This window comes from Streptomyces sp. NPDC008125 (assembly GCF_042957125.1).
In the GTDB taxonomy this organism is placed as follows: domain Bacteria; phylum Actinomycetota; class Actinomycetes; order Streptomycetales; family Streptomycetaceae; genus Streptomyces.
In genome coordinates this window covers 149,447-175,485 of record NZ_JBIBHR010000018.1, presented here as the reverse complement: position 1 = coordinate 175,485, position 26,039 = coordinate 149,447, and the positions used below count along the sequence as shown (strand labels likewise).

The window sequence follows — 26,039 nt, the reverse complement described above, 5'->3', positions numbered from 1 at the left end:
TCCCAGCATGCACATGGCGAACGGCTGGCTCGTACGGCGATCAGTCCCACGATCGAGCGATCACGAACCGAGGAAGATCGGACTTAACGCCCTCTCAAGGGATATCCGGAATGGCCCCGATGAGGTGAAGCAGCCATAGATGTGACTGCTTCACCTCATCGGGGTAGAGAGTGGGCCCAGTCAGAGGACGAGGATCGTCGCCCAGAGTGCCCACAGTGCCAACGCAAGAACGAGTACGGCTCCTCCGCTGAGCCAACGGCCGACCCAGGCGAGATTTCTCGGTCCCGCCATCCCGGTTCGCAGCGCCCGCTGGGCCAGCAGGTGGCTGAGCTGGCGGGACACGAACAGCGCACTCGGCACTGCAGGGATCAGAGAGAGCGCGACCGGCAGATACGGATCACCGGCTGGGATGCTCAGGAGCAGCAGGAGCATCCCGACTCCGAGGAGAGCCGCAACCACGAACCAGAACCATGAGCGGAGCGCCAGTGCGGCCGCTCCTGGGTTCCACACGCTGTTCGCATCTCGGCGATGGATCTTTCCGGGCCGGGCCTGGAGCAGGTCTGATACCGCCTTGTCGGATTCAGCGGCAGATAGTGCTGCCTCCCTGCGATCTCCTCGCGTGAAAACAAGGAAAATGAGGGTGACCAAGAGGGTCTCGCAAGGATGAATTATTTTCTCGCCCAACCGGGTCATCACGCATTTCCTTACCATCGGTGAGATCGATACTCGCCGTACAGACCGTAGGCCGTGGTGGCACCGCCGTACCAACGGTCGATCCCGTCAGCGCGTCGCGTGTAACGGTGATGGTAGCGGCGGTTTGCTTTCGCCGCTCTGCTGCGCATCCGCTTGTTGTACCTTCCGCGACCCCTGGCTCCCTTGGCGTATCGGGCCATCTTGCGGCCCTTCCAGAACTTTCCTGCGTATCGGAATCCCTTACCCGCGCCGAACGTGGCACTCCCGGCTATATCCATCCAGCCGGACCGATCGTGATGCCGGACCTTGTAGATTCCGCGCCCAAGAGAGATCCCGGCGGAAATCGCAGAACAGGCGGCGCAGCCGAACATTCCGGCTATCGCGAGTCCGGTTCCTGCGCGGTCAAGCCATTTACCCCAGCCGAACCGCCCATCGAGGTCGAGGCAGTTGATCGGATCGCCGGTGCAGTATTCGTAGGCGTTGGCATTCCCGCCGGGGATGGGGTCGACGGAGAGGAAGCGTCCCGTGGTGGGGTCGTAGAGGCGGACTCCCATGAGGGTGGCGCCGGTGACTGTTTCACTGGAGCGCTGCTTGCTGCCGAGCCAGCCGTAGCGGGCGGCGGTGCTGTCGTTCTCGGGGTTGCCGTACTCGTCGTATGAGAGAGCGGTGGCGGACTTGGTGGTGTCCAGCGGGAGTTGGACGGTGGTGTCGCCGTGCAGGTCCGTCAGCTGGAGGACGGTGTCACCGGTGGCGCTGGTGACTGCGTCGAGGTCGCCGTCGATGCCCTGGACGTTGCGGGTGACCGCTGAGGCGGTTTCCTGGGTCCAGTCGGGGCTGTCGCTGTCGGCTCCGTAGTGGTTGGCCTTGGAGCCGGTCTGGCTCCAAGTGCTGTCTGCGGCTTGGGTTTCGGTGGTCCAGGCGGCGAGGCGGCCGGCCGCGTCCAGGGTCCAGGTCTGGCGGTTGGTGCCTGAGGTCTGGGTGCGGACGAGGTCGTTGGCGTAGTAGCCGATGGTGGCGCCCGTTGCCTGGGTAGTGGTGCGGCCCAGGGCGTCGTAAACGGTGCCGCTGGTGGTGAGGCGGTCGGCGCTGTCGTAGGTGTACGCCGTGGTCGCGGCCCCGGTGGTGGTGCAGTCGGTGCCGCCTGCGCTGGTCGCGGTGGCCAGGGCGGTGCGGTTGGTGTTCTTGTCGAAGGTGTAGTCGCGGCGCGTGCAGGACCCGTCGGGCGCGGTGTCGTCGGCCCGGGTGAGGCGGCCTGCCGCGTCATAGCTGTAGCTGCGGGCGCGGGTCTGGCCGTTGGATCCGGTCTCGTCGACCGTCTGATCCTGGGCGCTGTGGTCGGCGGTGTCGGAGGAGACGACGACGTTGTCGCTGTCCCGGGTGTAAACCCGGGAGGTTTCCGTACCGGTCTCGTCCTGGGTGACGTTCAGCGTGTAACCGCCGGGCAGCGCCTCGGTGGCCAGTTCACCGTCACTGTCGTAGGCGGCGGTGAAGGTTCCCGCTACCGAGTCGGTGCGGGAGGTTTCCAGGCCGCGCGGGTCCTTGGCGGTGTCGTAGGTGTAGGTGGTGGTGGAGGGTGCGGAGTCGGTCACCTTCGCGGGGCGCCCGAGGGCGTCGTAGGCGGTCGTGGCGGTGTTGCCCGCTCCGTCCTTGTAGCTGATCTCCCTGCCGAGAGCGTCGTACGTATGGGTGATGGTGCCCGCTCTGGTCGTCACGGTGGCCACGTCGCCGCTGTCGGCGGTGTACGTGGTGGAGCTGTCCGGCACAGCGGTGCCGGTGCCGCCGCTGATGGCGACCTTGGTCGTGCGGCCCGCGCTGTCGTAGGTGGTGTCCGTGGTGCGGGTGACGGAGTTCGCCGTCTCGGTGACCTTGGACGTGTTGCCCCAGCGGTCGTATTCCACCGTCTTGGTGGGCAGCTGGGTGGGGTTGGAGCCGCCGCCGGTGATCGCTCCGGCAGGGCCGGTGGAGCAGACTTGGTCGGCCCATTCCGGGCGGCCGTTGCAGGCGCCCGTGCCGGTGGCCGCGTAGTACGTGGTGACGGTGGCGCCCGCGTCGCTGCCGCTGGACTTGGGCTGGAGAGTCTTGATGACCCGGCCCTGAGAGTCGTACGACGTGGTCTTGGTGATGGCTAGGCCGCTCGGGTCGGTGACCTCGGTGGTCGGCAGGCCCTTGACCCAGTCGTAGGCGGTCGTGGTGGTGCGCACGTCGGCGTCGGCGGGATAGCCCGACACCGTCGCACCGGACTTGGTGGTGGTGACCTGGTTGGCGACGGTGGCGGTGCCGTCGGTGGGACGGCCCTCGTCGTAGCTGTTGGCGGTGTGGGAGCGGGCCGGAATGGTCGTTCCCGCGGGAATGTCGCTGCCGCCTGCCCCGGCCTTGAGCACGGAGGCCAAAGTGACCTGGTGCAGCGGCCCGTACTCGTCGGTTTCACGCAGGCCGTCGGCGGAGTACACCGAGGTGGTGGACAGTTGCTGGGCGCGGTCGGCGGTGGACAGGCCGTCGATGTCCAGCGCGGTCAGCTCGGCGAGCTGCCCGCCGCTGCCCGACAGGGCCAACTCGCGGTCCGAGGGGTTAAGTTCACGGATCGTGTTGCCGTGGGTGTCGTACTCCGTGGTGGTGAGGTGCTTGCCGGGGGTGGCGGTATTGACCTCGCGTCCCGATGCGTCCGCGTACGAGACGGTGGCCCGGGTGTAGTCCGAGGCCGCCAGGTCGGAGCCGGTGTGCGAGGTGGGAACCGAGTCGGCCGGGAAGACGGCGGTCGCGTCGGTGGGGACATCGCTCTGGCCCCAGGCGGCCACGTCCGAGGTGCCCATGGCGTTGGGCGCCTTGGCCCCGGTGAGCGGGACGTCGTAGACCACGCTGGTGATGGCCGTGGTGCCATCCGGGGTGCTGGCGCTGCCCTGGGTCAGGTTCGGGCGGGAGGCTGCGAGCAGCATGCCTGTCCCTGCGGTGGCTGCGTTTCCGGCAGTGCCGTAGGTGAGGGTCCAGGGGAGTTCGCCCGGCGGGGTCAGGGTGGTCACGCGGCCGGCGCTGTCGTAGCCGTAAGCGGTCTTCAGCGCGGGGCTGATGCGCGGGTCCCAGGTCTGGCGCAGCTGCCCGGTGGTGTCGTAGGCGTACTGCGCGATGACGGTGGAGGTCGATGCGGAGGCGCCGGGAGTGGTGGCCCATTCCTTGATCTGGGCGACGCGGCCGGTGAAGTCGCCGGGTGCGGTGCTGGTGGCGGTGGTGGAGGTCGCGTAGACGTACTCCAGCATCCGGCAGCCCTTAGCCGCCGGGGTGCTCTCGCAGGTGGAGGCGGTGACCGCGGTGGTCGGGGCGATGAGGTACTTGGGGCGGGCCAGGGTGCTGGTGCCCGAGGTGACCGCTTCGGAGACCACCTTGGTGGTGGAGTTGTCGGTCGGCAGGTAGGAGGTGGACACCTGCCAGGTCGTCGCCGCCGAGGCGACCTTCGCGAAGGTGGTGGTGGTGCCCTCGGTGTCCTTCAGGGTGAAGGAGCCGGTGAGCGACCCGGTCAGGGTCAGGTCCTCTGCGCCGGGCTCGCTCTTCCAGCCGCCGGTGGTGGTGGCGGTGAAGCCGGTCTCGTCGCCGTCCACGTCGACCAGCGCCACCGAGGTGGCCGAGGTCTTGCGGACGTAGGCCCAGTCGGAGTCGGTGATTTCGGCGGTGGTGCCCGAGGTCCACTGCGGGCCGAAGATCGCCGCCTGGCCCTCGGCGTCGGAGCCTGCGGTCGGGCGGCGGGAGGAGGCGGTGCGCGTCACGCTGAGTCCGAACCCGGAGGCGTCCGTGTCGGACAGGGTGTAGTCACCGGTCAGGTCGTTGACCGAGCCGGGACCGACGTCGTCGGACGGCGCGGTGCCCGCGTTGCGGTCCACCGTGATGGTGTTCGCCTGGGAGTAACCGGTCGCGGTGCCGTTCGTGAACGCGGCACGGATGTCGATCGCCCCGTCCTCGGTCAGCGACTTCGTGATGTTCCAGGTCAGGCCTGCGGGAACACCGTTGGCCACTGCCGCCGGCCAGGCCGCCACAGCGCTGCCGTCGGAGGTCTTGGTCACGTCCGCGAGCGGGACGGTGTGCCAGGTGTCGGTCTCACCGCGCCGGTACTGGTAGGTGACCCCGGTGTAGGAGGTCTTGCCCGTGGCGGTCAGCGATACGCGCCGGGCGCTGGTGTCACCGTCGCCCGGGGACAGCAGGGCGGCCCCGTCGGCTCCCACGCCGAAGGAGTACTTCGTGGTGGTGGCGGAGATGTTGCCGCCGGAGTCGATGGTCTTGGCGTACAGGGTGTGCCAGCCGTCGCCCGGGGTGATGGACACGGTCAGCGGGTCGCCGCCGCTTCCGTCCACCGTGTCGTCGATGCGCTTGGGGGCAGCCGGGTCGTCCAGGCCCCAGGAGTAGCCCTGCCCGTCGGTGGAGGCGGTGTCCAGGGTGCAGGTCACCGTGCCGTCGGCTTTGGTGGTCCAGGTGTCCTGGCTGTAGGGGGTGCAGGCGATGGCGGGTGCGGTGGGCAGCCCGGTGTTCATCACGAAGGCGGTGTAGCCCGACCAGGTGCCGTAGTCGGTGCCGTCGAAGGCGCGTACCCGGTAGCGAAGGTGCACGCCTGCGGGGAAGGCGTTGGCGGCCGGGACGGCAAGGGTGGAGGTGGCGCCGGAGGCCACCGTCTTGCCGTACGCCGTGTAGGCGTAGGTGGTGTCCGCGACGGCGGGGTCGGCGGTGATCTCGTACTGGCCCTGGGCGTTGTCGCCGTCGGCGTCGGTGACCTTCGCCGACAAGGACGGGGTCAGCGAGGTGACGTAACGCTTGCCGTTGTAGGCGTTGACCGCCGACGGGGAGATCGCCTGCGAGCTGGTCGTGGCATGAGAGTTGTACGTGATCGTGAACGTCGGGTTCGACGCGAACCGCACCAGGTCGGTGGAGTTGCTCTCGGTGCTGTTGAAGAGCCCCAGGGTCCAGTTGCCGTTGGAGATGTTCGCCAGGTACTGCATCCCGGCGGTCACATCGAACGACACCGCTTTGTTGGGCGAGGAGCTCGTGGTGGTGAACGTCGTTGACGCGTTCGGGCTCGGGTAGTTCGGGTTCGCCGCGCTGGTGGACTTGGCGGGCTGCTTGCTCCAGGTGGTCGTCGAGCTGATCGAACCGGTCGAGAAGGCGTTGATCGTTGTGGAGTTCGACCCGGAGGCGGCCGCGTAGGTGACCGTGGTGTTGAGCTTGCCCGACAGGATGGTGGTGCCGTTGATGCGGGCGGGCAGGCTCAGGTTGTAGTAGGTCCGCTCGATCCCGTAGGGGGAGGAGAAGCCCTGGTAGCCCACGGCCAGGCCGGAGCCGGGTGCGGCGTCGTAGTTCGACGTGGACGGGTAGGCCTCCTGCACCTGGTCGTAGTGCAGCGTTGAGCCGGTTTCGGAGTGGGGCACGTAGGCGGGGTCCACGTACACCGGGTAGACCGTGCTCTTGGCCCTCAGCAGGTTCTGGTCCACGAGCAGGTGAAGTTTGTGGTCCTTCAGGCTGCTTTTCACGCGGGCCCGGTGGGCGCGCGAGCCCGGGGCCTGGGCGCTGGAGCGTGTGCCGGGTGGGGGCTTGAGGCGCGCCAGGGCCACGGTGGCCCTGCCGGCCGCGTTGTCGCCACCCGAGACCGTGCTGGTGCTCTCGGGGTCTGTCACGGTTGCAGGGTCGGCGGCGTTGGTCGCGGAGTCCCACATGACGGGCGCGGGCGAGGTGACGATGGCATCACCCTTGCTGTCCTCGACGGTCAGATTCCCACCCGCGTCCGTAGTCGCGGTGATGCCGTTGCTCGTGGACACGGTCTGGACGAGGTCGGTCAGCGCTGGATCGGCCGCGGCGGTGGCGTTCTTCACCACCAGGGTCTCCTCGGCCCCGCCGGCGGCGGTGGCGGTGACCTGGAGGTCGACTCCCGAAGCAAGCACGTCGGCGTAGGTGGCCGTGGCTCCCTTGACGGTCGGCTTGGGCAGAGACGTGGACCAGACCAGCTTGGTCTGCTTGCCGTCCACGGTCATGTCGACCAGCGGCCCCTCGCCGCCCCCGGACAGCACCAGCGGCGACTCGCTCGCCGCAGGGGTGAGATCACCGTTCCCTGTCGTCACCAGAGTGGTGTCAACGTCCGTCCACTCGCCGTGCTTCTTGACCCAGCGCGGTTGCGCGGAGGTCTCGTACGACAGAGTCCCGTCGGGGTTGGCGAAGGTCTGCGCGGAGCTTGTCCTCGCGTTCATCACCTCGATCCTGCGCTTCTGCAACCGGGCAGTCAGGAGCGCGGACGACTCATTGGCCGCCTCCGCCGGACCGCTCAGCGACGGTGTCAAGGCGGGAGCGGCGGCAGCCACCGACGGTTCGCTTGCGAACGCGACTGTCTGGCCGGTCGCCTCGACGACGATGGCCGCTTCAACAGCGAGCAACAAGCCCAGTGAGCCCGCTATGCGCCTCAGCCGCTTGCGTCTCGCCTCAGCAGAAGCCAACCTCGAGGGAGGCTGAGCCCCACCCAGGAATCGAATCCCCATCACGTCTCCTTCACGCCCACTTCACATAAGTGCGCAGTAAGGCTGAAGGATCGCAGTCACGCAATCACAAGCGGATCACAGGGTTCCGATCGAGGGTCGCGGTCGTGCGCGTCAACGCTTTCGGCGCGATCAATGTAGCTATTTGTCCACTACGTATTACTGCTCAATCGGTGGTCGGATCGTCAGTTGGTCAATGAAGGTTCAAGGAAAAGATCTACCAATCCTTTACATTCGTGAAGTCTTCTGCCCCTCCGCGTCGCGAAACAGTGGAGCGCCCCCTTATGCGGGAGTCACTGCTCGCTTCGCTCGCCATCGCCGCCCAGCTCGTGCAGGACGGCTGGGAGGTCCACGAGGGCGCCCCAAGACCGCCAGCGGCATTCGGCCGATCGCCCTCGGGGAGGAGACGAAACAGGACCTCCTGTCTCGCAAGGCCCGCCAGCAACGGGAGCTGGAGGCGTGGGGCGAGGGCTGGTAGGCCACCGGCCGGATCTTCACCCAGGAGGATGGCTTCCTTCTGCACCTCGGCAAGGGCAGCGACCTTTTCAAGCGTCTGGTGGAATCCGCTGGTCTCCCTCCGATCCGCCTCCACGATCTTCGCCACGTCGCAGATGCTCGCTGCCGGGGTCGACATCAAGGTGGTCTTCGAAACTCTCGGCCACTCGGACACGCGGATCACCCGGGACATCTACCAGTCGGTCCTGGACGATCTCGCTCGTGACGCCGCCGAGAAGGTCGTGCAGCTCGTGCCGCACGCCCGGAGGACCTTGGCGGCGGTGAAGAAGACCCTTGATGTTCCCCTTCCTCCGAACCTCGCCCGCCGCGTTCGGCTCCACTTCGAGCTCTTCCCGCCGGTCGAGTGCACCCTCCCGTGGCGGAACCCTGAGACGCCGACGACCGAGTTGGAAGAGCGCCAGCGCAAGCCGATCACCGTGCGACTCGTGCTGAGCACCTCCCACGGGCTTCGGATCAACCCCCGGACATGGAACGAGCGCAGCTGGAAGCCCGCCCTCGTAACCGCGAGGGTACTGCGCCGGGTTGGAGAGAAGGTGGAGAGTTACGGTTCGCGCGTCCGCCTCTACCCCATCTACGAGCGCTCACGGCCGGACATGTTCCACGTCCTGCGCCACACCTTCGCGAGTGCGCAGTTGGAGGCCGGCGAGTCCATCGTCAGCGTGGCGACCTGGCTGGGGCACTCCTCCCCGAAGGTCACGCTCGACTACTACGCTCACTTCATGCCGGGCGCAGGCAAGCGCGGGCTGGCCGCGATGGACACGTGGCTCGTGTGATGCAGATCGAAAGTCCCTGAGAAGTCCCTGGCGACGGAAGAGCCGCCACGCAAGCACCGAAACCGCAGGTCAAAGGGCTACACGCTGCGCCGATTAGTTGTACGCGGAGTACAAGGAGCCCCTGTACGCCGCTCCCCCGCTGCTCCAGCGCATGGTGGACGCGGGCCGGCTCGGCCGGAAGTCGGCCGCGGGATTCTACCCGTACGCCTGACCGTCCCCAGCGGGCCCGGCGTTGACGCCGCCGGGCCCGTCAGGGAACGTCCGTACAGGACAGCGACCTCACCCAGAAGCCCGACACGACGCGTTGATGATCTGCAACTCCTGGGCCGTGTCCGATGAATGATCATGCTGCGGTGTCGTGGAGCCACAACATGAGCGAGGCCAGGTGTGGTCCCGCCCGGTACGGGCGGCGAGCTCGTCGAAGCGGGTCGCGATCGCGCGAAAATGCTCGAGCCGGTTGAGGCCGTGCTCGACCATGTTGCGGCTCTTGTTCCGCTCTCCGTCGAAGGCCGGTGGCCGCCGCCGCGGGTGCCGCGCCGCTTGCGATGGGCCACCTGGTCGGAGCGTTGGGAGATGGTGGCCCGGATGCCGTGTCGCCGCAGGCCGGCCCGGATGCCGCGTCGCCGCAGGCCGGCCCGGATGGCCCGAAAGGAATCCGCCTTGTCGGCCAGCACCCGGTCGGGACGGCGTCGCGGCCTGCCAACCGTGGCGCGCGGCACCCCGATGGCCCCCAGCCCCCGCGTCAACATCGTGGAGTCGTTCACGTTCCGGTATGAGTCTCAGCGGCATGGGCTGTGGTCCACGACTTCAGCGAAGTAGGGCCAGCCGTCTACTTCGAGGTTCTGCACCGATGCCCCAGTGTCCAGGGCAGGCGCCGCGGCGTCGAGCAGGCGTCGAACCGTTCCCGGCTCGTACAGGTTGAGCCAGGCGCGATCCGGGAGGCGCACGACCGTGCCCGCCTCGAAGTACGAGTTCGAGACGATCCTGTCCGTGCCCGGGGCAAAGACCAAGGACAGTCGGCGTCGAAAGCCTTGCGCCGGCACCTCTGGGAAGAGAAAAAGGGTCAGCCGACAGTCAGCGTAGTCCGGTCTCACCCGCTGCCGGACAGTCCAACGCCAGACGGCGTCGTTGACCACGAGATGGCGGATGCGTCGGTCATTCCCCATCGAGCCAGCGTAGATCGTCGGCCTGGACGAAAGGCATCGTGTCTTCACACAACGCGGTCACCCCCATCGTGATCATTTGTCAGACACGGCCCAGCCCTGCCCCTCCAAGTGAGGGTTCGCCACGAGAAGGCCGTATACCTGACGCGCGCCCATCCGTAGTCGTCGGGGTGGAGTTTGCGGGCCTCGGTGCCTTTCGCCGGCGGATTCGCAAGGTAGTCATCGACCTTCTGTACGTTCCACCCCCTCAAGCAACCGCGCCGCATCTGGTCCTCGTAGCGGCCGAGCTTCACGTTGCAGGGGCGGCACAGCAGACCGCGAACACAGCTCGGACAGCCGGTGCAGCACGTGTGGTCGTGATCGATCTGCCACCAGATCGGGCCGTCAGACGCGTCGTCTCCGGGGCTGTCGCCGCATATCGCGCAGTAGTCGTTCTGGATGCGCAGAATCGCATTGACCCGTGGCAAGGAAAGTCGGTATCGCCGCGCCTGGGCCTCGGCCGGGCCGCATCCCCGGCAAAGGTTCTTGCTGTACCGCTCGTCCTCATGGATGAACTCGTCGCAAATCCGGCAGTCGCCAGGACCACCGGCGCCCTCGAACCATGTGCTCGTCACCGAGGAGACGTTAGCGCTCGGCACTGACAATGATGCTGATACTCAGGCTCCGGTGGTCGTGGCTCGGGCACTGACCGACGCCCTGCTGGGCTGTCCTGCTGCTGTTCTGTCCGGCTGCCGGGACCCGTCCTCCATGACTCCGGCCAGGTGAAGCGTGACCAGAGAGGAGCTTGGCCAAGGACCCCCTGACTCCCCATGGACGGAGCGGCGTTCGGGAAGCTCGGCGACTCTGCCGTCCGCGAGGATCTTCGCGCTCCGTTCGGGTGCACGGTTGGCGCGCAGGAGTTCACGGGCAGCCAGGGGCATGGTGACTCCGGTGCCACGGGCGGGAAGCGCTGTCGGAGGTCGGCCGACGACGCTGGTGAGCGTCTCCCGGAGGGCACCGGCACGGTGGGCGTCCTGCGCCCAGGCCGCGGGCACGGGCACGGGCACGGGCACGGGCACGGCGGGAAGAATCGGAGATGCCCAGGTCGCCGTCCACCTGGTCCACGCGGGACGGCGCGGGCACGCCGAACCACGCCTTCGGTGTGCGATTCGCCCGGGACGGACCGCGGCGGTGACGCGCTCGCGGCCGGGTCACGCTTCGGCTTCGAGGGAACGGGCGGCGGCCCGCTCGTGCGTGTGCAGGACCGTCATGGCCAGGAGCGCCGCCATCACGCTGCCGGCCGCCAGGACCCACCAGAGCGTCAGCGGGAAGCTGGCCAGCAGGGTGGCCACGAGCAGCGGGGCGAGGGCCGTCGCGCCGCCCGCGAACAGTTGGTTGAACGCCAGGTAGGCGCCCTGCTCCTGCTTGGGTGGCAAGCTCGTCAGCATCACCATGGCGGCCTGGGAGACGGACAGTTCCCCGAGGGTGTACACGGCCATACCGGCGACCAGCAGGGTGATCTGGGCCCCTCTCGGCACGTTCCCGGCCAGCAGCGCGGCCGCGTACAGCGCGGCGTACGACATTCCGCCGACGGCGAGTACGAGCCCCGGCCGGAACCGTTCCAGCACCCGGCTCAGGGGCAGTTGCAGCAAGGTGAGCAGAACGGTGTTGACCGCGAACAGCACGCCCACGATCCACGACGGCATGCGCAGCTCGCGCAGGACGAACACGGGCAGGGCACTCTCCACCGCCAGGGCGGACGTCAGGAGCAGGGCGTTCGCGCCCGCCGTACGCAGGAAGGGCAGGTCGCGCCAGGGTGCGGCCTGGCTGCCGCCCAGGCCCCTGCGCCGCGCGGGTTCGGTCGGCCGCCCCGGCGGTACGCGGAGGTACAGCAGAGCCGTGAGGACGAAGCCGGCGGCGGTGACGACACCCAGCACGACGAACCCCGACGCCGTGTCCACGATGAACAGGCTGGCCAGGAGGGCCCCGGCGCCGATCCCCGCGTTGAAGGCGACCCGGGTCAGCGCGAGCCACTGGCCGCTCTGCCCCTCCGGGGCCAGCCGGATCGCGAGCAGCGGGCTCGACGCCTGCTCGGCCCGGTTGCCGAGGGCCAGCAGCAGGGTGCACACGACCAGGGGGGCGAGGCCCCGGAAGGAGACGATGCCCACAAAGCAGGCGACGCGGACCAGCGCGGCCGCGATGAGCACGGGCTTCGGCCCGACCCGGTCGACCAGACGGCCGACCGCGAAGAGCCCCGGCAGCACCGCGAGCGCCGTGACGGTCAGGACCAGGCCGACCGAGCGCAGCGACTCCCCCGACAGCTCGGTGAAGAACAGCAGGGAGAAGGGGTAGAAGAAGCCGGTGCCCAGCGCCTTGACGACTTCCGACAGGCCGAACCAGACGACACCGGGCCCGCGCGGGAGCACGGGAGCGGACCCGCGCACGCTCTTCACAGTGGTGGATGTCATGTCACGGAGTCCTTCGGTGCCTGCGGGATGGGTTCGGGGCCGGGCGGCGGATCACAGCCGGAGCAGTCGGCAGCGCTGTTCCGTGGCCGTGCAGCCTCGGGAGCGCTTGGCGCGCTCGCTGCCGAGGCCGTAGTGCAGGGTGGTGACCCCTGCCGAGGCGGCTTCTTCGAGCAGGCGGTAGTAGAGGACCTCGAAGTACAGCGGAAGCCCGGTGCGTTCCTGGTAGGCGTAGTCGTAGCCGGTCTGGCGCGCGTACCAGTGGTCGCCGTGTCGCAGGATCAGGCCGTAGCCGCGGACTTCGTCCTCGGCGCGTGCCACGACGGCGAACGCGTCGTCGCCGAAGCAGTCGCGGACCTGGCGGATCTGCGCGAGGACCTGGTCGGGACGGATGTCGATGCCGTACTTGGCGAGCAGCCCGGACTCGAGTTCCGCGAAGCGCGGCAGGTCCGCCGTGTCCAGGGACTCGACGGCGACCTGGGCCTGCGCCTCCCGTATCCGGCGGCGCTCGGCGCCGATGGACACCCGGCGCTTGCGCGGCAGGGCGGCGAGGTAGCCGTCGAACCCGTCCTCCGGTACCCGCAGGGTGCTGTAGCGGCCGGTCGTGTACGAGAGGTAGCCGCGCGCGTCCAGGGTCTTGGCGAGGTCCGCGTCCTGTTCGTCGAGGTAGAGGAAGCACACCGAGGCGAGACCGGCCTCGCGCGCCAGGGCCTCGGCGGCCTCGACCAGTGACTCGACGTCCTCGTCGGTGGCCTCGGGAGAGCGCAGGACGCGTGTACTGCCGACGTGGCGGCCACCCGCCACCAGCGCGGGCATGAGCGTCTTTGAGGGGTCGTCCCCGACACCGGCCAGCATCTCCGCCGCCCCCGGCAGTTCGGCCTCCGCGCTGTTGCGCAGCACCACGTCGGGGCGGCCGAGCGCCCACGGCACGGAGGTGGTGGCGGTCGCGGTCGCCAGGCCCGCGACGGGCCGTCCCTCGCGCTCCGTCCACAGGTACGTCATGGGGACCCCGGCGGTCGCTTCGACGACGTCGAGCCAGCGGCAGGTGAGGAAGATGTCGGACGGTCCGGTCAGGGCGTCCCAGCCCTCCCTGGGCAGGTCGGCGGCCCGCTCGACGGCGTGGACCCCGCCGGGCTGCCGTACGGTCGTCGTCGTGGTGAGCACGGGGCGCCCTCCTGGTGTCGCTGGATCGGGTGGTTCGGTGGGGAGTCGGTGCCGGCGGGGCTGGAGCGTCGGTGCTCCGGCCCCGCGGTGCGCGTCAGTGCATGACGTCGTACTTGGAGGCCTCGACGAACTGCGGGGCGAACTTGCGCTTCTGCCACAGGCAGTAGCGGTTGAGCAGACCGGCGAGCGGGCCCATGGGGCGGCGGAAGTCGATGATGACGATCACGCGCGCTTCGGTGCTGTCGTTGACGACCTCGTGTTCCAGTGAGACGTCGAGGACGGCGCTCTCGCCCTCCTTCCACTGGTGGTACTCGTCCGCGAGGCGGATGCGCGGCGGATTGTCCTTGGGGATCCGGATGCCGAGGTGGTAGCGGAGGATGCCCGCGTACGGGTCTTTGTGCGAGGGCAGCACGACACCCGGCTCCAGGATGGAGACGAAGGCGTTGACCACGTTCGGGGTGTTCTGGGCGAAGGACAGCAGGGTCGGCAGGTCCTTCTTGGCCAGCTTGTTGCTGTTCCCGAACATGTACGCGTAGTAGAGCTTCCACTCCTCGGACACCTGGGCCGCGCGCTCCGGGTCGAAGGTGTCGTACGTCGGGATGCTGCGGCTCGCGAGCAGTGCGTCCACCTCGGCCTGGACGGCCGGGAACTGCCGCTCCAGCTCCCAGACCTCGGGGAAGACGGCGTGCGAGGGCATGATGCGGCGGCGGTTCCTGCCGCCCGCCTTGCGCAGGAAGATCCAGTTGTTGAGAGCCTGCGCGCGCGGGTTGTTGAGGTACGGGGAGCCCTTCAAGGCGTACTCCTGGTCGTGTCGGATCCGGTGTGCGGTGGAGCGGGTGGTGGCGTCCACCCGATGCGCTTCATCCCGCCGCGGCGCGCCTGCCACACGCTCGTACCGCCGCCGGACTCCGCGAAGGTGAGCCGCAGATGGGTCAGCGCGCGGTCGATGGTCTCCAGCATCGCGGCGTGGTCGGGGGCGCTGCCGATCAGAATGTCCATGAAGAACGAGGTCGCGGCCGGCGGGAGTTGTCCGCCGACGGCCAGGCGCTGCCAGTGCCTGACGACGCCGGGCTCCTTGAGCATCGTCTCGACGCCCTCCACGCGGTGCAGAACACCGCCGCCGGGCACCGGGGAGAGTCCGAAGTACTGGAACTCCACGGAGTCCGGACGATGTTCGGGAAGCCGCACCGGAAGGCCGCATGCTGCCCGGATGCCCAGCTCGTGCAGGTCGATGCCCAGGGCGCGCTGGTACATGTCGGCCACGAACCCGCCGAGGCGACCGTTGACCTCGATGATCCTCGGGCCCTCGGGGGTCAGCTTGATCTCGGTGTGGACCAGGCCCTGGCGGATGCCGAGGGCGAGCGCGGCGTCGTTGGCGAGCCGGGCCACGCTTCCGTGTTCGGCCGGAGCGAGGTGGGAGGGCACGAACCCGCCGTGCTCGCGGAACGGCGGCATCAGCGGGAACTTGCCGGTGACACCGAGGGTGTGGGCGGTGCCGTCCACGACCAGGGATTCGACCGAGACGTAGTCCCCGAAGTCGCCCTCGTCCCGGCCGCGCAGGAACTCCTCGACGACGAAGGGGCGTTCGGCGGTGGGCGTCAGCTCCTCGGGGAAGTCGGCCGCGCTCGCCACGAAGTGGGTGTCGATGCTGCTCTGGCCGCGTACCGGCTTGACCACGACGGGGCCGGGCCACTCGTCGAGGAGTGCGAGAGCCTCGGCGCGGCTGGTCACCGCGACCGACCGGACGGCGTCCACCTTCCGCTCGGCGAGGCGTTGCCGCTGAGCGCTCTTGTCGGTGAGCCGGGTCACCGTCTCCAGGTCGTGGTACGGCAGTTCAAGCGCTTGGGCGAGCCGGGCGGTGAAGGGCACCAGGCCCTCGCTGAACGTCGTCACGCCGGACAGGACGTGGGCGCTCAATGCCGCTACGGCGGGGGCCAGTTCGTGCTCGTCGGACTCGACGACCGGTCCGAGCGCCGCGTATTCGGCACGCTCCTGCTCGTCCAGGGCGCCGGTCAGCGCCACGTAGACCGGGGAGAGTCCGCACGCGCGGGCCGCCTTGGCTATGTCCAGCGGCCGTACTCCCGAGTTAGGGAAGACCGCGACGACGACCGTACTCACTTCTCACCCGCACTTGTCTCGTGAAGCCGGTAGATCCGGTCCTTGATCTCTTCGATCCGCCGGTAGTCGCGGTCGATCTCGTCCATCGAGGCCGCGGACATGAAGATCCGCAGCGTGCTCGAGTAAAGGTCCACGGTCGGGCGGACGATGCCGCCCGGCTCGATCTTCAGGTCGAAGCGGGCCACGGTCTCCAGGCCGGAGAGCTCGGCGACGGCGCCCTGGTCGATGCTCTCGACGATCCCGGACCGCGTCGTCGACGTGGTGCAGCAGATGGCCTCGCGGACCTTGCCGTAGCGCCGTCCCGCGTAGTCCCGGACGAACCGCGCGGGGGCCAGGTAGGCGAGCGCGGTGAGTGCGGCCTGGTTGCCGCCCGCGCACGCGTCGTGGAAGCCGGGGTGCATGTTCCCCGCGATGCGCGTGCCGACCTCGACCAGGGCCGGGCCCTCGGGAGTGACGATGACCTCGGCGTGGGTCGGGCCGAAGTGGACGCCGAGTGCGTCCAGGGCCTTCTCGACGTAGGCGATCAGTTCCGGTGCCGGACCCTCGTCGGCGGCCAGCAGCCGCTCGCGGTCGTAGATGTTGCGGCCCGAGGGCAGCAGCCGCTTCTCGTACTCCCAGACACCGCAGACGTAGCGCCGCCTCCCGTACGACACCATGTCGACCACGTACTCGGTGCCCTGGAGGTAGGACTGGACGAGCACCTCCGTGTTCGTGTCGCCGTAGATGGTCTCCGTGCCCAGGATCCCGTCCGCCGCGGCCCGCACCTCATCGGCGTCGGTGCAGATGAACACCCCGTCGCCGGCGGCCGAGTTGAGAGGCTTGACGACGACCGGGTACCGGTCGGCCTCCTCGGCCCACCGCTGAAGCGTCTGCGTGTCGCGGCTCTTGAGCTGGTCCGCGCAGTGCAGTCCGGCGGCCCGCAGCGCCTCGCCCATGAGGTACTTGTCCCGCCGGGCCTCGGACAGTGCCGTGCCGTTCGTCGGCAGACCGAGCCCCTCGGAGAGCTGGTCGGCGAGGAGCACACCCGGCTCCTGCCCGGCCATGACGCACAGCGGCGCGTACTCCTCCAGCCTGGCCAGCGTCTTCTCAAGGTCCTCGTGCACCAGTGCGGCGCGGTAGACGCTCAGGTCGGGTGCGGGCATCGACGGCATGAACTCCGGGGTGCTCTGGACGTGCACCAGATCCGCGCCCAGGGCGGCGAACTCCGGGGGCAGGTACTTGCCCGACGTGTACGCGTCGACCAGCACGACGACCGGTTTGTTCTGGGACAACTGGATTCCTCATCTGGTGGATGCCGCGGCTGCGGCCGGTCGTGGGTGGTCGGGCGTGGTCAGGTGGACGAGGAGCGGCCGCGCGGGGTGCACCGGAAGGTGGGGAGGCCGTCCACGGGCACGGCCCTCAGGCCTTCTGGCGGGTGGGGCGCAGCCGGATGTCGTCGAGGTGCACGTGGGTCGGGCGGCCGACCACGAACTCGACGACGGACGCGACGTCTTCGGGCACGAGGAGCGGACCGTTCTGCTCGGCCACGGACTCGAACCACTCGGTGTCGTAGCCGGCGGCCTCCTGGAAGCCGGAGCGCACGAAGCCGGGCTCGATCAGCGTCACCCGGATGTTGTGCGCGCACACTTCCTGGCGCAGCGCCTCGACCAGCGAGTGCACGGCGAACTTCGTGGAGCCGTAGACCGGGTTGGCGGCCGACACCTGGCGGCCGACGGTGGAGCCGATGACGACGATGTCGCGCACCCGGCGTCCGCCGTCCGCCTGCGCCTGCTTCACGAATTCGGCTGCGGATGCTCGCAGTTGGTGGAGGATGGCGAGGTAGTTCGCCTCGATGACCTCCTGCCACTGGCTCGGGTCCGAGTTGAGGACGGTGCCGGCCAGGCCCCGTCCGGCGGAGGCCACGAAGATGTCGGCGGGGGCGAACTCCCGCTCGGCCGCGACGAGTAGTTCCTCGGTGTACGCAGGCCGGGTCATGTCCCCGGGGAACGGCAGCACGGAGCCGGGCATGCCGGCCGCCCCGGACTGGACGGCCGCCAGCCGGCCGGCGTCGCGTCCGGCGGCCACCACGTGGATGCCGCTCCGGGCGAAGGCGGTCGCCACGGCCCGGCCGATCCCCGAGGAGGCCCCGGTCACGACGGCGACGCGCCTTTCGCTCTTTGCCTCAGTCATGTCGAACCCCTTGGTTGTCGTGCGTGTCTTGTCGGTCGGCCTGTCGGTCGGCTGCGAGGGAGATCTCACCCCGCTGGATGAGCCCGGCGAAGTACGCGCGCAGCCAGGCGCGGTCCAGCGGCGCGAACTCCACGCCGAGGTGCGCGAGCAGGCGCCGGGTGCGTGTGTGGTCGTAGCGCACGTTGCGTTCCGGGCGGCTCGCCCAGAAGTGCGCGAGTGATATCTGCTCGTCGCTCCCGCCGATGTGGCGGCCGAAGAGCGTCGCGAAGTCGGGCGCCGGGTCCTCCTCGACGGTGCAGCCCAGCTCCCGCAGGGCTGCGAAGACCTCGTCGTACGACACCTCGTGGTGGGTGTCGACGTGGAAGGTGCCGCCGCGCACCCGCGCGCTGCGGGAGATCTCCAGGATGCCCTCGGCGACGGTGTCCACGGGGCTCAGGGCGAGAGTCTCGGAGCCGATGCGGGGCACCCGGCCCAGGCGTGCGCAGGCGCGCAGGAGCTGGACGAGCCGGTTGTCGCTGCCGTTGCGCTGGAAGCGGCCGGTGAGCGAGTGGCCGGTGACGTTGCCGGACCGGTAGATGAACCCGGCGCCGCCGCCCGCCGCGAACTCGTGGACGAGGCGTTCCGCGTCGTATTTGCTGCGCTCGTACTCGTTGAGGAAATGCTGGCCGATGGTGAGGCTGTCCTCCGAGAAGACGGCCCGCTCGCCCTCCGCGCCGCTGCCGCAGACCGCGAGGGTGGAGACGTAGTGCAGGTCCTTGGGCCGGCCGGTGCCCGCCAGGCGGATCATGGCGCGCACGGGGGCGGTGTTGTCCCGGTCGAAGGTGTCCCGGTCGCCGAACAGCCGTGTGTTGCTGGCCAGGTGGTACACCGCCTCGACCTCGCGGGTCAGCGTCGCGTACGCCTCGTCGGCGAGCCCGAAGCCCGGCTCGGCCAGGTCGGAGGCGTGCACGGTGACGCGGTCGCCCCAGCGCGCCAGGTCGTCGTCCGGCCGGTACCAGGCGTACGCCTCCCGCAGCCGTTCGAAGGCCGGCCGGTCCGGGTGCTCGCGCACCAGGCAGTGGACGTGCCCGGTGGTACGGGTCAGCAGCAGGTGCAGCAGGTGCGCGCCGATGAACCCGGTGGCGCCGGTGAGCAGGACGGCCCCGTACTCGCGGGTGGCCCGGGCGGGTGGTTCGCAGTGCAGGGCGCGCGGCACCTGTGCGAGCAGACCGGTACCCGACCCGGCCTGGACCACGAACTGGGCTTCGGAAGCGGGCAGTCGGGTGGCCTCCAGGAGGTACGCGCGGGTGGCGCGGGCCACTTGGAGCATCCGCTCGGGGGTGTGGCGGCCGGGCGTGTACGAGAGGTCGGCGACGAGCTGTCCGTCGTGGAGGCGGGCGGTGAGCTTGAGGCCGTAGCCGCGGTCGTTGCCGGCGCCGCGCACCGGGCCCACCGCGTACCGCGAGAGCGCGGGGCGGAGGTCGTCGCCGTAGGGCAGGGCGAACGAGCCCAGGTAGTTGAAGCACACGTCCGCGCGCTGCGGCTGGTCGTGGAAGCCGTACGCGATGCCCAGGTGGGGCACCTCGTGCAGGGCCTTCGCCGTCGACTTGCCCGTGGCGGCCACGTCTCCGTCGACGATGCCGACGCGGACGGGGAAGGTGGAGGTGAACCAGCCGACGGCGCGGGAGACGTCGACCGCGTCGTCGAACGCCTCGCGCCCGTGGCTCTCGACGTCGACCAGCAACTCGTCCAGGCCGTCGGCCTCGCCGAGCGCCTGTGCGAAGGCGGCGAGCAGGGCGGCGTGGGGCGGCGTGCCGGTGCTGGCCGTGCCCGTGCGGGTGAGCGCTTCGGTCTCGGCGCGGCTGATCCGGAACCACACGGCCTCCGCGTCGCCCTCGCGGTTCTCGCCGTCCCGGGGTCGGGGAGCGTGGTGGCTCAGCTCGTCCCAGTGGGCGAGGTCCGCGCGCAGGGCGTGGGCCTGGTCCTTGAGGTGGGTGGCCCATTCGCCGAACCCGGTGGTGCCGGCGGCGGTCGTGGGCGCGTTGCCCTTCAGCCGCTCGGTGTAGCAGCGGCTGAGGTCGTTGACGACGATCCGCCAGGAGACGGCGTCGACCGAGAGATGGTGGCAGATCAGCAGGAGATGGGCCTGGTCCGCGCCGTGGAAGAGGTGGGCCTTGAAGACCGTGCCGCCCGTCACGGAGATCTCGGCCTGCCTGGCGGCCGCCACGTCCTCGATGTGCCGGGCGACGTCCTCCTCGCCGCCGGGCAGCGTCGAGGCGGTGAAGGTACGGCCCGGATCGACGACGTGGCGCCGGCGGTCGCCGCCTTCGCCGCGGAAGGCGGTGCGCAGCAGAGGGTGCAGCGCGACCACGTCGGCGACGGCCGCTTCCAGGGCGTCGGGCCGTACGGCGGCGTCGACGTCCAGCAGCAGGGCCTGGTTCCACTGGTCGGGCTGCGCGAACTCGTTCCGGAAGAACCACTGCTGGGCCGGGGAGAGCGCCGTGTCGTCCTCGACGGTCACGCCTCCGCCGGTACCGGCGTGCGGGGTCCGTGCGGTTTCCGCGCCCGCCGCGACGCGGGCCGCGAGCGCCGCGACGGTGGGTGCCGCGAAGAACGCGGCCGCCGACACCTGGTGGCCCTTGGCCTGCAGGTCGGCGATGATCTGGATGGCGCCGATGGAGCTGCCGCCGACCAGGGTGAAGTCGTCGTGCACCCCGAAGTCGCCGTGGCCCAGGTGGCGGCGCCAGGCCGCGAGCACCTCGGAGAGGACCGGGTCGTCCTCGTCGACGTCCTGGGTGCGCTCGGCGCGGTCGCTGAGGCGGTCCTCGACGAGCCGGCGCAGCGCGGCCTGGTCGGTCTTCCCGTTGTCGTTGCGCGGGAAGTCGTCGAAGACCTCGATGCGGTCCGGAATCATGTACGCGGGCAGGATGTCCCTCAACTGGGCCCGTATCCGGGCCGGCTGGGCCTCCGTGGTCGTGCCCGCGGCGGTGACGGCCGCGACGAGCGCGGGCCGCTCGGCGGTCGGTCGGAGGGCGAGGGCGTCGGAGACCGCGGGCAGCCGGCGCAGGCCCGCCTCCACGTGCCCGAGCTCCACGCGGTAGCCGCCGACCTTGACCTGGCGGTCGCCGCGGCCGAGGAACTCCAGGACGCCCCGGCCGTCGGCCCGTACCGTGTCGCCGGTGCGGTAGGCCGTGCCCAGTCCCGGCATGGCGTCGTCGAGTTCGCCGGTGAACGCCTTGGCGGTGGCCTCGGCGTCGTTGCGGTAGCCCTGGGTGACCGAGGGCCCGGCGACGTAGAGCTCGCCGACCGCGTCGCGCTGGTGGAAGCTCCCGTCCTCGGTGCGGACGAACAGGCGGGTCTCGCCGAACGCGGTGCCGATGGGCACGGACGCGGCGTCGCCGATCGCGTCCAGGGCGGCCTCGTCGCGCAGCACCTGTGCCGCGATGCCCACGGTGGCCTCGGTGGGGCCGTAGTGGTTGACCAGGGTGCGCGTGACGCCCGAGGCGAGGACGCGGCGGGCCAGGGACACCGGCATCAGTTCGCCGCCGAGCAGCAGGACGCGCAGCTGGGGCCGGGTCGTCGCGTCGTGGCCGAAGGCCCGGAAGAGGACGCCCCAGTGCGAGGGGGTCGTCTTGAGCACGTCGATGCGCTCGGCGTGCAGATGGCGCAGCAGGCCCATGGGGTCGCGGCGCGTGGCGTCGTCGACGAGGTGCAGGGTGCCGCCGGTCCACAGGGCCAGGAAGAGGCAGGTGTTGCCGAGGTCCGCCGCGAGCGTGGTGACGTGTGCGTACGAGAGCGGCTCGGCGATGTCGAGCCGGGCCAGCAGCGACGTGGTGTAGTGCCGCACGTTGGCGTGGGTGACCATGACGCCCTTGGGGACGCCGGTCGATCCCGAGGTGTAGAGGACGTACGCGATGTCGTCGGGGCCCGGCTCGGCGAGCGGGGCCGGGTCGGCGGTACCGGTCCCCTCCGCGCCCACCTCCAGGACGTCGAACCCCGACCGGGTGAGCTCGTCGCGGTACCGCCGGGAGCTGAGGAGGAGGCCGGGGGCGGCTGCGACGAGCCGGCCGGCCCCTTCCGCCACCGGGTCGGTGGGCTCGACGACCGTGTACGCCGCGCCCGTTCCGAGCACGGCGAGGAGGGCCACCACCACGTCCGGGGAGCGGTCGAGGTGGATGCCCACGAGAGAACCACGGCCGATGCCCCGGCCGCGCAGCTGGTGGATCAGCCGGGACACCCGGTCGTCGAGCTGCGCGTAGGTCAGGCGGTCCTGACCCACGGCGACGGCCGTTCGGTTCGGGTGGGCCGTCGCGTGCGTACGAACCAGAGCCGGGAGCATGCCGTAGTCCTCTGCGTGTGGGCGGGCGGTCGGAGGGGGTGCCGGTGAGCAGGGATCAGCTCCAGAAGACGAGCGGCTCCTGCGGCCCCTTGGAGGCGATGAACGCGGCGGCGCCGACGCGGTGTTCGCCCTGTCCGGCGGTCACGGCGTGCAGCATGCGGGGGCTGAAGATGATGAGGTCTCCGGCTTCGGGGTGGATGACGTGCACCGGCTCCTCGACGGAATCCGGCTCCAGCCCCTCGACGTCGAGGATGGTCCTGGTCTCGTCCTCGGTGGGCTCACGGAGCCAGAGGTGCAGGTCGCCGCCGTCCTCCGGCACCTGGAGGTAGATGTTGGCGACGAGCTGGTTGACCACGCCCTCGATCTCCGGGGCGTCGCTCTCCTGGTCGATCGCGTCGTTGTGCGGGTAGAACTCCGAGGTGGAGGGCTGGAAGACCCGGAAGGCGCCCACGAAGCAGGCGCGCCCGCGCAGGCGCAACAGGTTGGCGCCCGCCGGCCACAGCTCCTGCAGCTCCAGGCGGACCCGGTCCACCGGAGAGAGGTAGGGGTGGAACATCGAGCGGACGTCCTGGATGGCCGGCAGGGCCTGCTCGTGGTACTTGTTCGTCAGCTCCGTGTCCCACTTGGTGTCGATGTGCGGCATGTAGACGCGGCCGACGCTGCTGGTGTGCTGCTTGTGGTAGTTGCCGAGCGCCTGGTGGTTGATCGCCTTCTGCGCGACGCCCTCGGCGATGTCGACGGGGTAGTAGCCGCGGACGTGGATCGCGCCGATCTCGCGGTTGGCCAGCTTGAGCAGCGTCTCGGTGGTGAGTTCGGTGGCGATTTCGTTCGTCAGGGTCCTGACGACATCGGTGTTGACGCTCACGAAAAGGGCTCCTCGGGTTGAGAGTGGGCAGGAGCGCTCAAACTCGAGCTCACTGCCGCGGATGAACCTGCACCGTTTCAGGGAATTCCAGAAGGCGGATCCAATTTCTGCCAGAGGGAAAGCTAAGTGAATCGACCGCCGAGGTCAAGGGGGTGTTTCCAGCCGGAATCCGAGCAGTAAAAAGGAACGACGAACAGACCCTCCGGCAAGAGAAGGGCTGAATTCGCCGGGAGAGCGAGGTCGACGACCGCACGTGCCGAGGTCCTCGGCATCGAGCCCCTCGGTCCGTCAGCCGACGGACATGGGGTCGCCTCAGCCCCTGCAAGGCCTGCCCGGGCTTCCGGGGCTCCTGCGCCCGGGCGACGCCCCCCGTCCGTCCGGGGCGGGCGGCCGGGAAGGGATCGCTCCGTCCTCGGCCGAGGATGATGTCGGCGAATTCAGCCCCGCCGGGCATTTCAACGGAAATAGGGGCCGCCCGGGGCCACCGCGCACACCTGCGCGCGGCGGCAACGCTTCGCTAAGAATTTCCCCTCGATACCGGATGCGTTCGGATCAGCATGGGATACCCCGCAGAGAGAAAATTGCCCGCAGGACTTCGGCGGCACCGGCGGTGTCCGCCGGCGAAGTGCGCGAGGACGACCGGGAGCCCTCACCCGCCCGTCGAACCTTCAGCGGTCGCACCGAACCTCCATCGACTCGTGCCCGCGCGGCGCCGACCGGCCACCCGCGGAGCGTATGGGCGTCTCCTCGGAGGCGCTCCGGAACAGCGCCCGGCACCCCCTTCACTCACAACAGTTGCCTGGCGATGTCGTTCGGGTTACGCCCGACTGCGGAAAGTTGATGTGACCTGAGTCACCGTGAAGCCCAGCGGTGAGCCACCGGCGGCGTACGACGCGCCACCCGAGCCATGGGCGGCGCACGCACAGCCGCAACCCGGGCCCGGGCGGCGCCCCGTCCTCTCGCCGGGGATTCATCGCTTCGGTGGGGAGCCCCCCTGCGGCAGCGTCGGGCCGGGCGGCTCGTCGGAGGTCCTGTACAGGCGCCGCAGCAGGGGGGCGATCGCCGCGCTCAGCAGGCAGACGACGACGTGCAGTACGTAGAAGAGGGGAATCCCGAACAGCAGGGGACGGTCGGGCGGCACCGCGAGCGTCGCCGCCGCGGCGGCCAACGGCAGAAGTAACAGGGCCCACCGGGCCGCGCGCCGCGCAGACCTGCGTCCGCTCCCGCTCCCGCTCCCGACGCACTCGTCTCCCGCAGCCTTCAGTGGCACAACCGCACCCCTCCGAGTCGTTGACGCATCCGATGACCGGCAGCCCGAGGGTCACGGGTCTTGGCCGGCGAAGAAGACGGGAGTGCGCGAAGAGGCGGTCCGGCACGGCGCGGCGCGTGGGTGCGGACTCCCGCGGAGCTCGACGGCGGGAGCGTCCTCGCGCTCCGGCCGCCGGCTACGGGTGTTGGTTGCGCGCCCCGGGCGGAGGGTTTACGCGGACGCTGTTTTTGTCGAGTGGCGTGGGTCACGTTCCGCGTCCGCGAAGCCCCGTATTTCATGAGACAGGACGCATGCCCGCGCAAGCGTGATCATTCGGTTCCGCCCTCCGGACCGTCCTTGACCCCTCGCTCGGGCGCGACCTAAAGTGCCGCTGAGCAGAATCCGGTTGACGAAATACGCAGAAGAGCGGACGAGGGAAGCCTCACACCGGGCGACTTCGGGCACTCGGCCTACCGGCCGGCACAGTCCCCCGCAGATCCCTTGTTCCGAGCCGAGGGGGCGTCATCAGCCACGCGATCGCTGTGGGGTTCGTCGTCGTCGTCTGCTGTGCCCTGCTGGCCGGGGCCCGTCGTCCGCCGCGCGACGAACTGCCGCACCCCACCCGCTGGGCGCTCGGCGGCCGCGGCTTCGGCACCGCCACCACCTGCCTGTTGCTCGGCGGCACCATCTACACGTCGTACACCTACATCGCCGTGCCGGGCCTCATGTTCGGCACCGGTGGGCTGGCGCTGTACTCCCTCGTCTACACCATGCTGCTCTCGCCGCTGATCCTGATCCTGCTGCCACGGCTGCGCGACATCGGGGAGAAGCACGGTCTGATCACCGCGGCCGACTACGTCCGCCTCCGGCACGGCTCCCATCCGCTGGCACTCGCGACGGCCCTCACCGGCATTCTGGCGACCATGCCCTACCTCGGGCTCCAAGTCGTGGGCATGGCGGCCGTGTTGCGCTCCATCGGGCTGGCCCCCGACGGGTTCGCCGGCTGCACGGTTCTCGTCGTGCTCTTCCTGGCCTTCGCCCTGGTGACCCAGCCCGGGGGCCTGCGCGCGTGCGCCCGGCTCTCCCTGCTCAAGGCCGTACTCATCGGCGCCGCCGTCGCTGTGCTGCTCGTCCTGACCGTCACCCGGCTCGGCACACCGGGACACATCTTCGAACTCGCGGGCGGGCGCGGCCCCGCGATGGGGCGGTCCTTCGGCGTGCCGACCCAGCACTTCACCACGTACGCCACGCTCGCCCTCGGCTCCGCACTCGCCCAACTCATGTATCCCCAGGTCCTCCTGGTCGCCATGGCCAGCAGGTCCAAGGAGACGCTGCGGGCCGCCACCACGTTCCTGCCCGCGTGGAGCATGACGCTCGGGCTCTGGGCCTTCTTCGGGATCGCCGCCCTTGCCGCGGGGGTGACGACCTCGCCCGGGCACGGCGAGCTGGCCGTCCCCACGCTCGTCCGTGAGCTGGCCCCGGACTGGCTCGCCGGGCTGCTCTTCGGCGCACTCGCCGTGGCCGGCCTGCTGCCCGCCGTCGTGATGGCGATGAGCACGGCGATGCTGTTCGTACGCAACGTCTACGTCGAATACCTCAACCCCACGGCCACCCCCAAGCACGAGGTGCGGGTCGCCCGCGGCCCCGCGCTCGTGATCATGGCAGGGGCCATCGTCTTCGCGTTGCTCATGAAGCCGCAGGACGCCATCAACCTCCATCTGCTCGGCGGCGTCTGGATCCTGCAGATCCTGCCCGCCGTCGCGGTGTCGCTGTTCACCCGCTGGTTCCACCGGCGCGCGCTGTTCCTCGGCTGGGCGCTGGGCATGGTCTCCGGCACCGTCCTGCTGGGTCTGCGCGGCTTCTCCACCGTGGTCGACATCGGCGTCGGCCCGGTGCACGCGCCGGTGTACGTCGCCCTGATCGCCCTCGCGCTCAACCTCGCGGTCGCCGCCCTGCTCACGCCCCTGCTCGACGCACTCGGCGTGCCGCGGGGCACGGACGGCACGGCCGGAGGAGCGGGGTTCGAACGCCGCGGCTCCAAGTACGCCTTCGTCGTCGAATGAGTGAGGA

15 protein-coding genes and 2 pseudogenes are annotated in these 26,039 nt (G+C 69.8%); 3 read left to right on the top strand and 14 right to left on the bottom strand.

The genetic code is table 11. The annotated features are described in order from the left end of the window. Positions 1–180 precede the first annotated feature (180 nt). Both ACFZAX_RS27615 and ACFZAX_RS27610 read right to left on the bottom strand, forming a co-directional pair. On the bottom strand, positions 181–693 hold the full coding sequence (locus tag ACFZAX_RS27615) for a hypothetical protein (protein WP_390964978.1): 513 nt from the start codon (positions 691–693) through the stop codon (positions 181–183). 11 nt (positions 694–704) lie between these two features. Next, complete coding sequence (locus ACFZAX_RS27610; protein ID WP_390964977.1) at positions 705–7,091, bottom strand: RHS repeat-associated core domain-containing protein; 6,387 nt, start codon at positions 7,089–7,091, stop codon at positions 705–707. 605 nt (positions 7,092–7,696) lie between these two features. Here ACFZAX_RS27610 and ACFZAX_RS27605 point away from each other — a divergent pair. Both ACFZAX_RS27605 and ACFZAX_RS27600 read left to right on the top strand, forming a co-directional pair. Next, entirely contained in the window at positions 7,697–8,479 is a 783-nt protein-coding gene (locus ACFZAX_RS27605) for a hypothetical protein (protein WP_390964976.1), read from the top strand. A gap of 97 nt (positions 8,480–8,576) precedes the next feature. After that, positions 8,577–8,690, top strand: a pseudogene (locus ACFZAX_RS27600) (3-hydroxyacyl-CoA dehydrogenase family protein); the annotation flags it as partial. A gap of 132 nt (positions 8,691–8,822) precedes the next feature. Here the strand turns inward: ACFZAX_RS27600 and ACFZAX_RS27595 are convergent. From ACFZAX_RS27595 to ACFZAX_RS27540, 12 genes and pseudogenes are all read right to left on the bottom strand, one after another. Then, positions 8,823–9,246 (bottom strand): annotated as a pseudogene (locus ACFZAX_RS27595) (IS5/IS1182 family transposase); the annotation flags it as partial. A gap of 12 nt (positions 9,247–9,258) precedes the next feature. Then, positions 9,259–9,645, bottom strand: a complete 387-nt coding sequence (locus tag ACFZAX_RS27590; RefSeq protein ID WP_390964975.1) for a hypothetical protein — start codon at positions 9,643–9,645, stop codon at positions 9,259–9,261. Between the two features lie 44 nt (positions 9,646–9,689). Further along, entirely contained in the window at positions 9,690–10,256 is a 567-nt protein-coding gene (locus ACFZAX_RS27585) for an endonuclease domain-containing protein (protein WP_390964974.1), read from the bottom strand. A gap of 576 nt (positions 10,257–10,832) precedes the next feature. Next, positions 10,833–12,089, bottom strand: a complete 1,257-nt coding sequence (locus tag ACFZAX_RS27580) for an MFS transporter (RefSeq protein WP_390964973.1) — start codon at positions 12,087–12,089, stop codon at positions 10,833–10,835. A 51-nt stretch (positions 12,090–12,140) separates the two neighbouring features. Then, positions 12,141–13,250 carry a GNAT family N-acetyltransferase gene (locus ACFZAX_RS27575; RefSeq protein WP_390964972.1) on the bottom strand — a complete coding sequence of 370 codons (1,110 nt, stop codon included), beginning with the start codon at positions 13,248–13,250 and terminating at the stop codon, positions 12,141–12,143. Between the two features lie 94 nt (positions 13,251–13,344). After that, positions 13,345–14,043, bottom strand: a complete 699-nt coding sequence (locus ACFZAX_RS27570) for an aspartyl/asparaginyl beta-hydroxylase domain-containing protein (RefSeq protein ID WP_390964971.1) — start codon at positions 14,041–14,043, stop codon at positions 13,345–13,347. Next, a complete protein-coding gene (locus ACFZAX_RS27565; protein ID WP_390964970.1) occupies positions 14,040–15,368 on the bottom strand; it encodes an ATP-grasp domain-containing protein in 1,329 nt (442 codons plus the stop codon). The genes ACFZAX_RS27570 and ACFZAX_RS27565 overlap by 4 nt, the downstream gene beginning before the upstream one ends. After that, positions 15,365–16,639 carry an ATP-grasp domain-containing protein gene (locus ACFZAX_RS27560; protein WP_390964969.1) on the bottom strand — a complete coding sequence of 425 codons (1,275 nt, stop codon included), beginning with the start codon at positions 16,637–16,639 and terminating at the stop codon, positions 15,365–15,367. Before ACFZAX_RS27560 ends, ACFZAX_RS27565 begins: the two co-directional genes overlap by 4 nt. Positions 16,640–16,766: 127 nt before the next feature. Next, positions 16,767–17,537, bottom strand: a complete 771-nt coding sequence (locus tag ACFZAX_RS27555; RefSeq protein WP_390964968.1) for an SDR family oxidoreductase — start codon at positions 17,535–17,537, stop codon at positions 16,767–16,769. After that, positions 17,530–21,855, bottom strand: coding sequence for an amino acid adenylation domain-containing protein (locus ACFZAX_RS27550; RefSeq protein ID WP_390964967.1), 4,326 nt, complete (start codon positions 21,853–21,855; stop codon positions 17,530–17,532). The genes ACFZAX_RS27555 and ACFZAX_RS27550 overlap by 8 nt, the downstream gene beginning before the upstream one ends. 55 nt (positions 21,856–21,910) lie before the next feature. Beyond that, positions 21,911–22,720: a 2OG-Fe(II) oxygenase gene (locus ACFZAX_RS27545; protein WP_390964966.1), complete on the bottom strand. Its 810-nt coding sequence runs from the start codon at positions 22,718–22,720 to the stop codon at positions 21,911–21,913. A 970-nt stretch (positions 22,721–23,690) separates the two neighbouring features. Beyond that, positions 23,691–23,888 (bottom strand): hypothetical protein, encoded by a 198-nt coding sequence (locus tag ACFZAX_RS27540; RefSeq protein WP_390964965.1) that lies wholly within the window; start codon positions 23,886–23,888, stop codon positions 23,691–23,693. Positions 23,889–24,511: 623 nt separating this feature from the next. Between ACFZAX_RS27540 and ACFZAX_RS27535 the strand changes: the two genes are divergently transcribed. Beyond that, entirely contained in the window at positions 24,512–26,032 is a 1,521-nt protein-coding gene (locus ACFZAX_RS27535) for a sodium:solute symporter (protein WP_390964964.1), read from the top strand. Positions 26,033–26,039 lie beyond the last annotated feature (7 nt).

What these genes read in the sequence shown, in the direction of transcription:
- ACFZAX_RS27615 (WP_390964978.1), bottom strand. Translation starts at nt 693, where the DNA reads ATGACCCGGTTGGGCGAGAAAATAATTCATCCTTGCGAGACCCTCTTG.
- ACFZAX_RS27605 (WP_390964976.1), top strand. Translation starts at nt 7,697, where the DNA reads ATGGCTTCCTTCTGCACCTCGGCAAGGGCAGCGACCTTTTCAAGCGTC.
- ACFZAX_RS27590 (WP_390964975.1), bottom strand. Translation starts at nt 9,645, where the DNA reads ATGGGGAATGACCGACGCATCCGCCATCTCGTGGTCAACGACGCCGTC.
- ACFZAX_RS27580 (WP_390964973.1), bottom strand. Translation starts at nt 12,089, where the DNA reads ATGACATCCACCACTGTGAAGAGCGTGCGCGGGTCCGCTCCCGTGCTC.
- ACFZAX_RS27555 (WP_390964968.1), bottom strand. Translation starts at nt 17,537, where the DNA reads ATGACTGAGGCAAAGAGCGAAAGGCGCGTCGCCGTCGTGACCGGGGCC.
- ACFZAX_RS27550 (WP_390964967.1), bottom strand. Translation starts at nt 21,855, where the DNA reads ATGCTCCCGGCTCTGGTTCGTACGCACGCGACGGCCCACCCGAACCGA.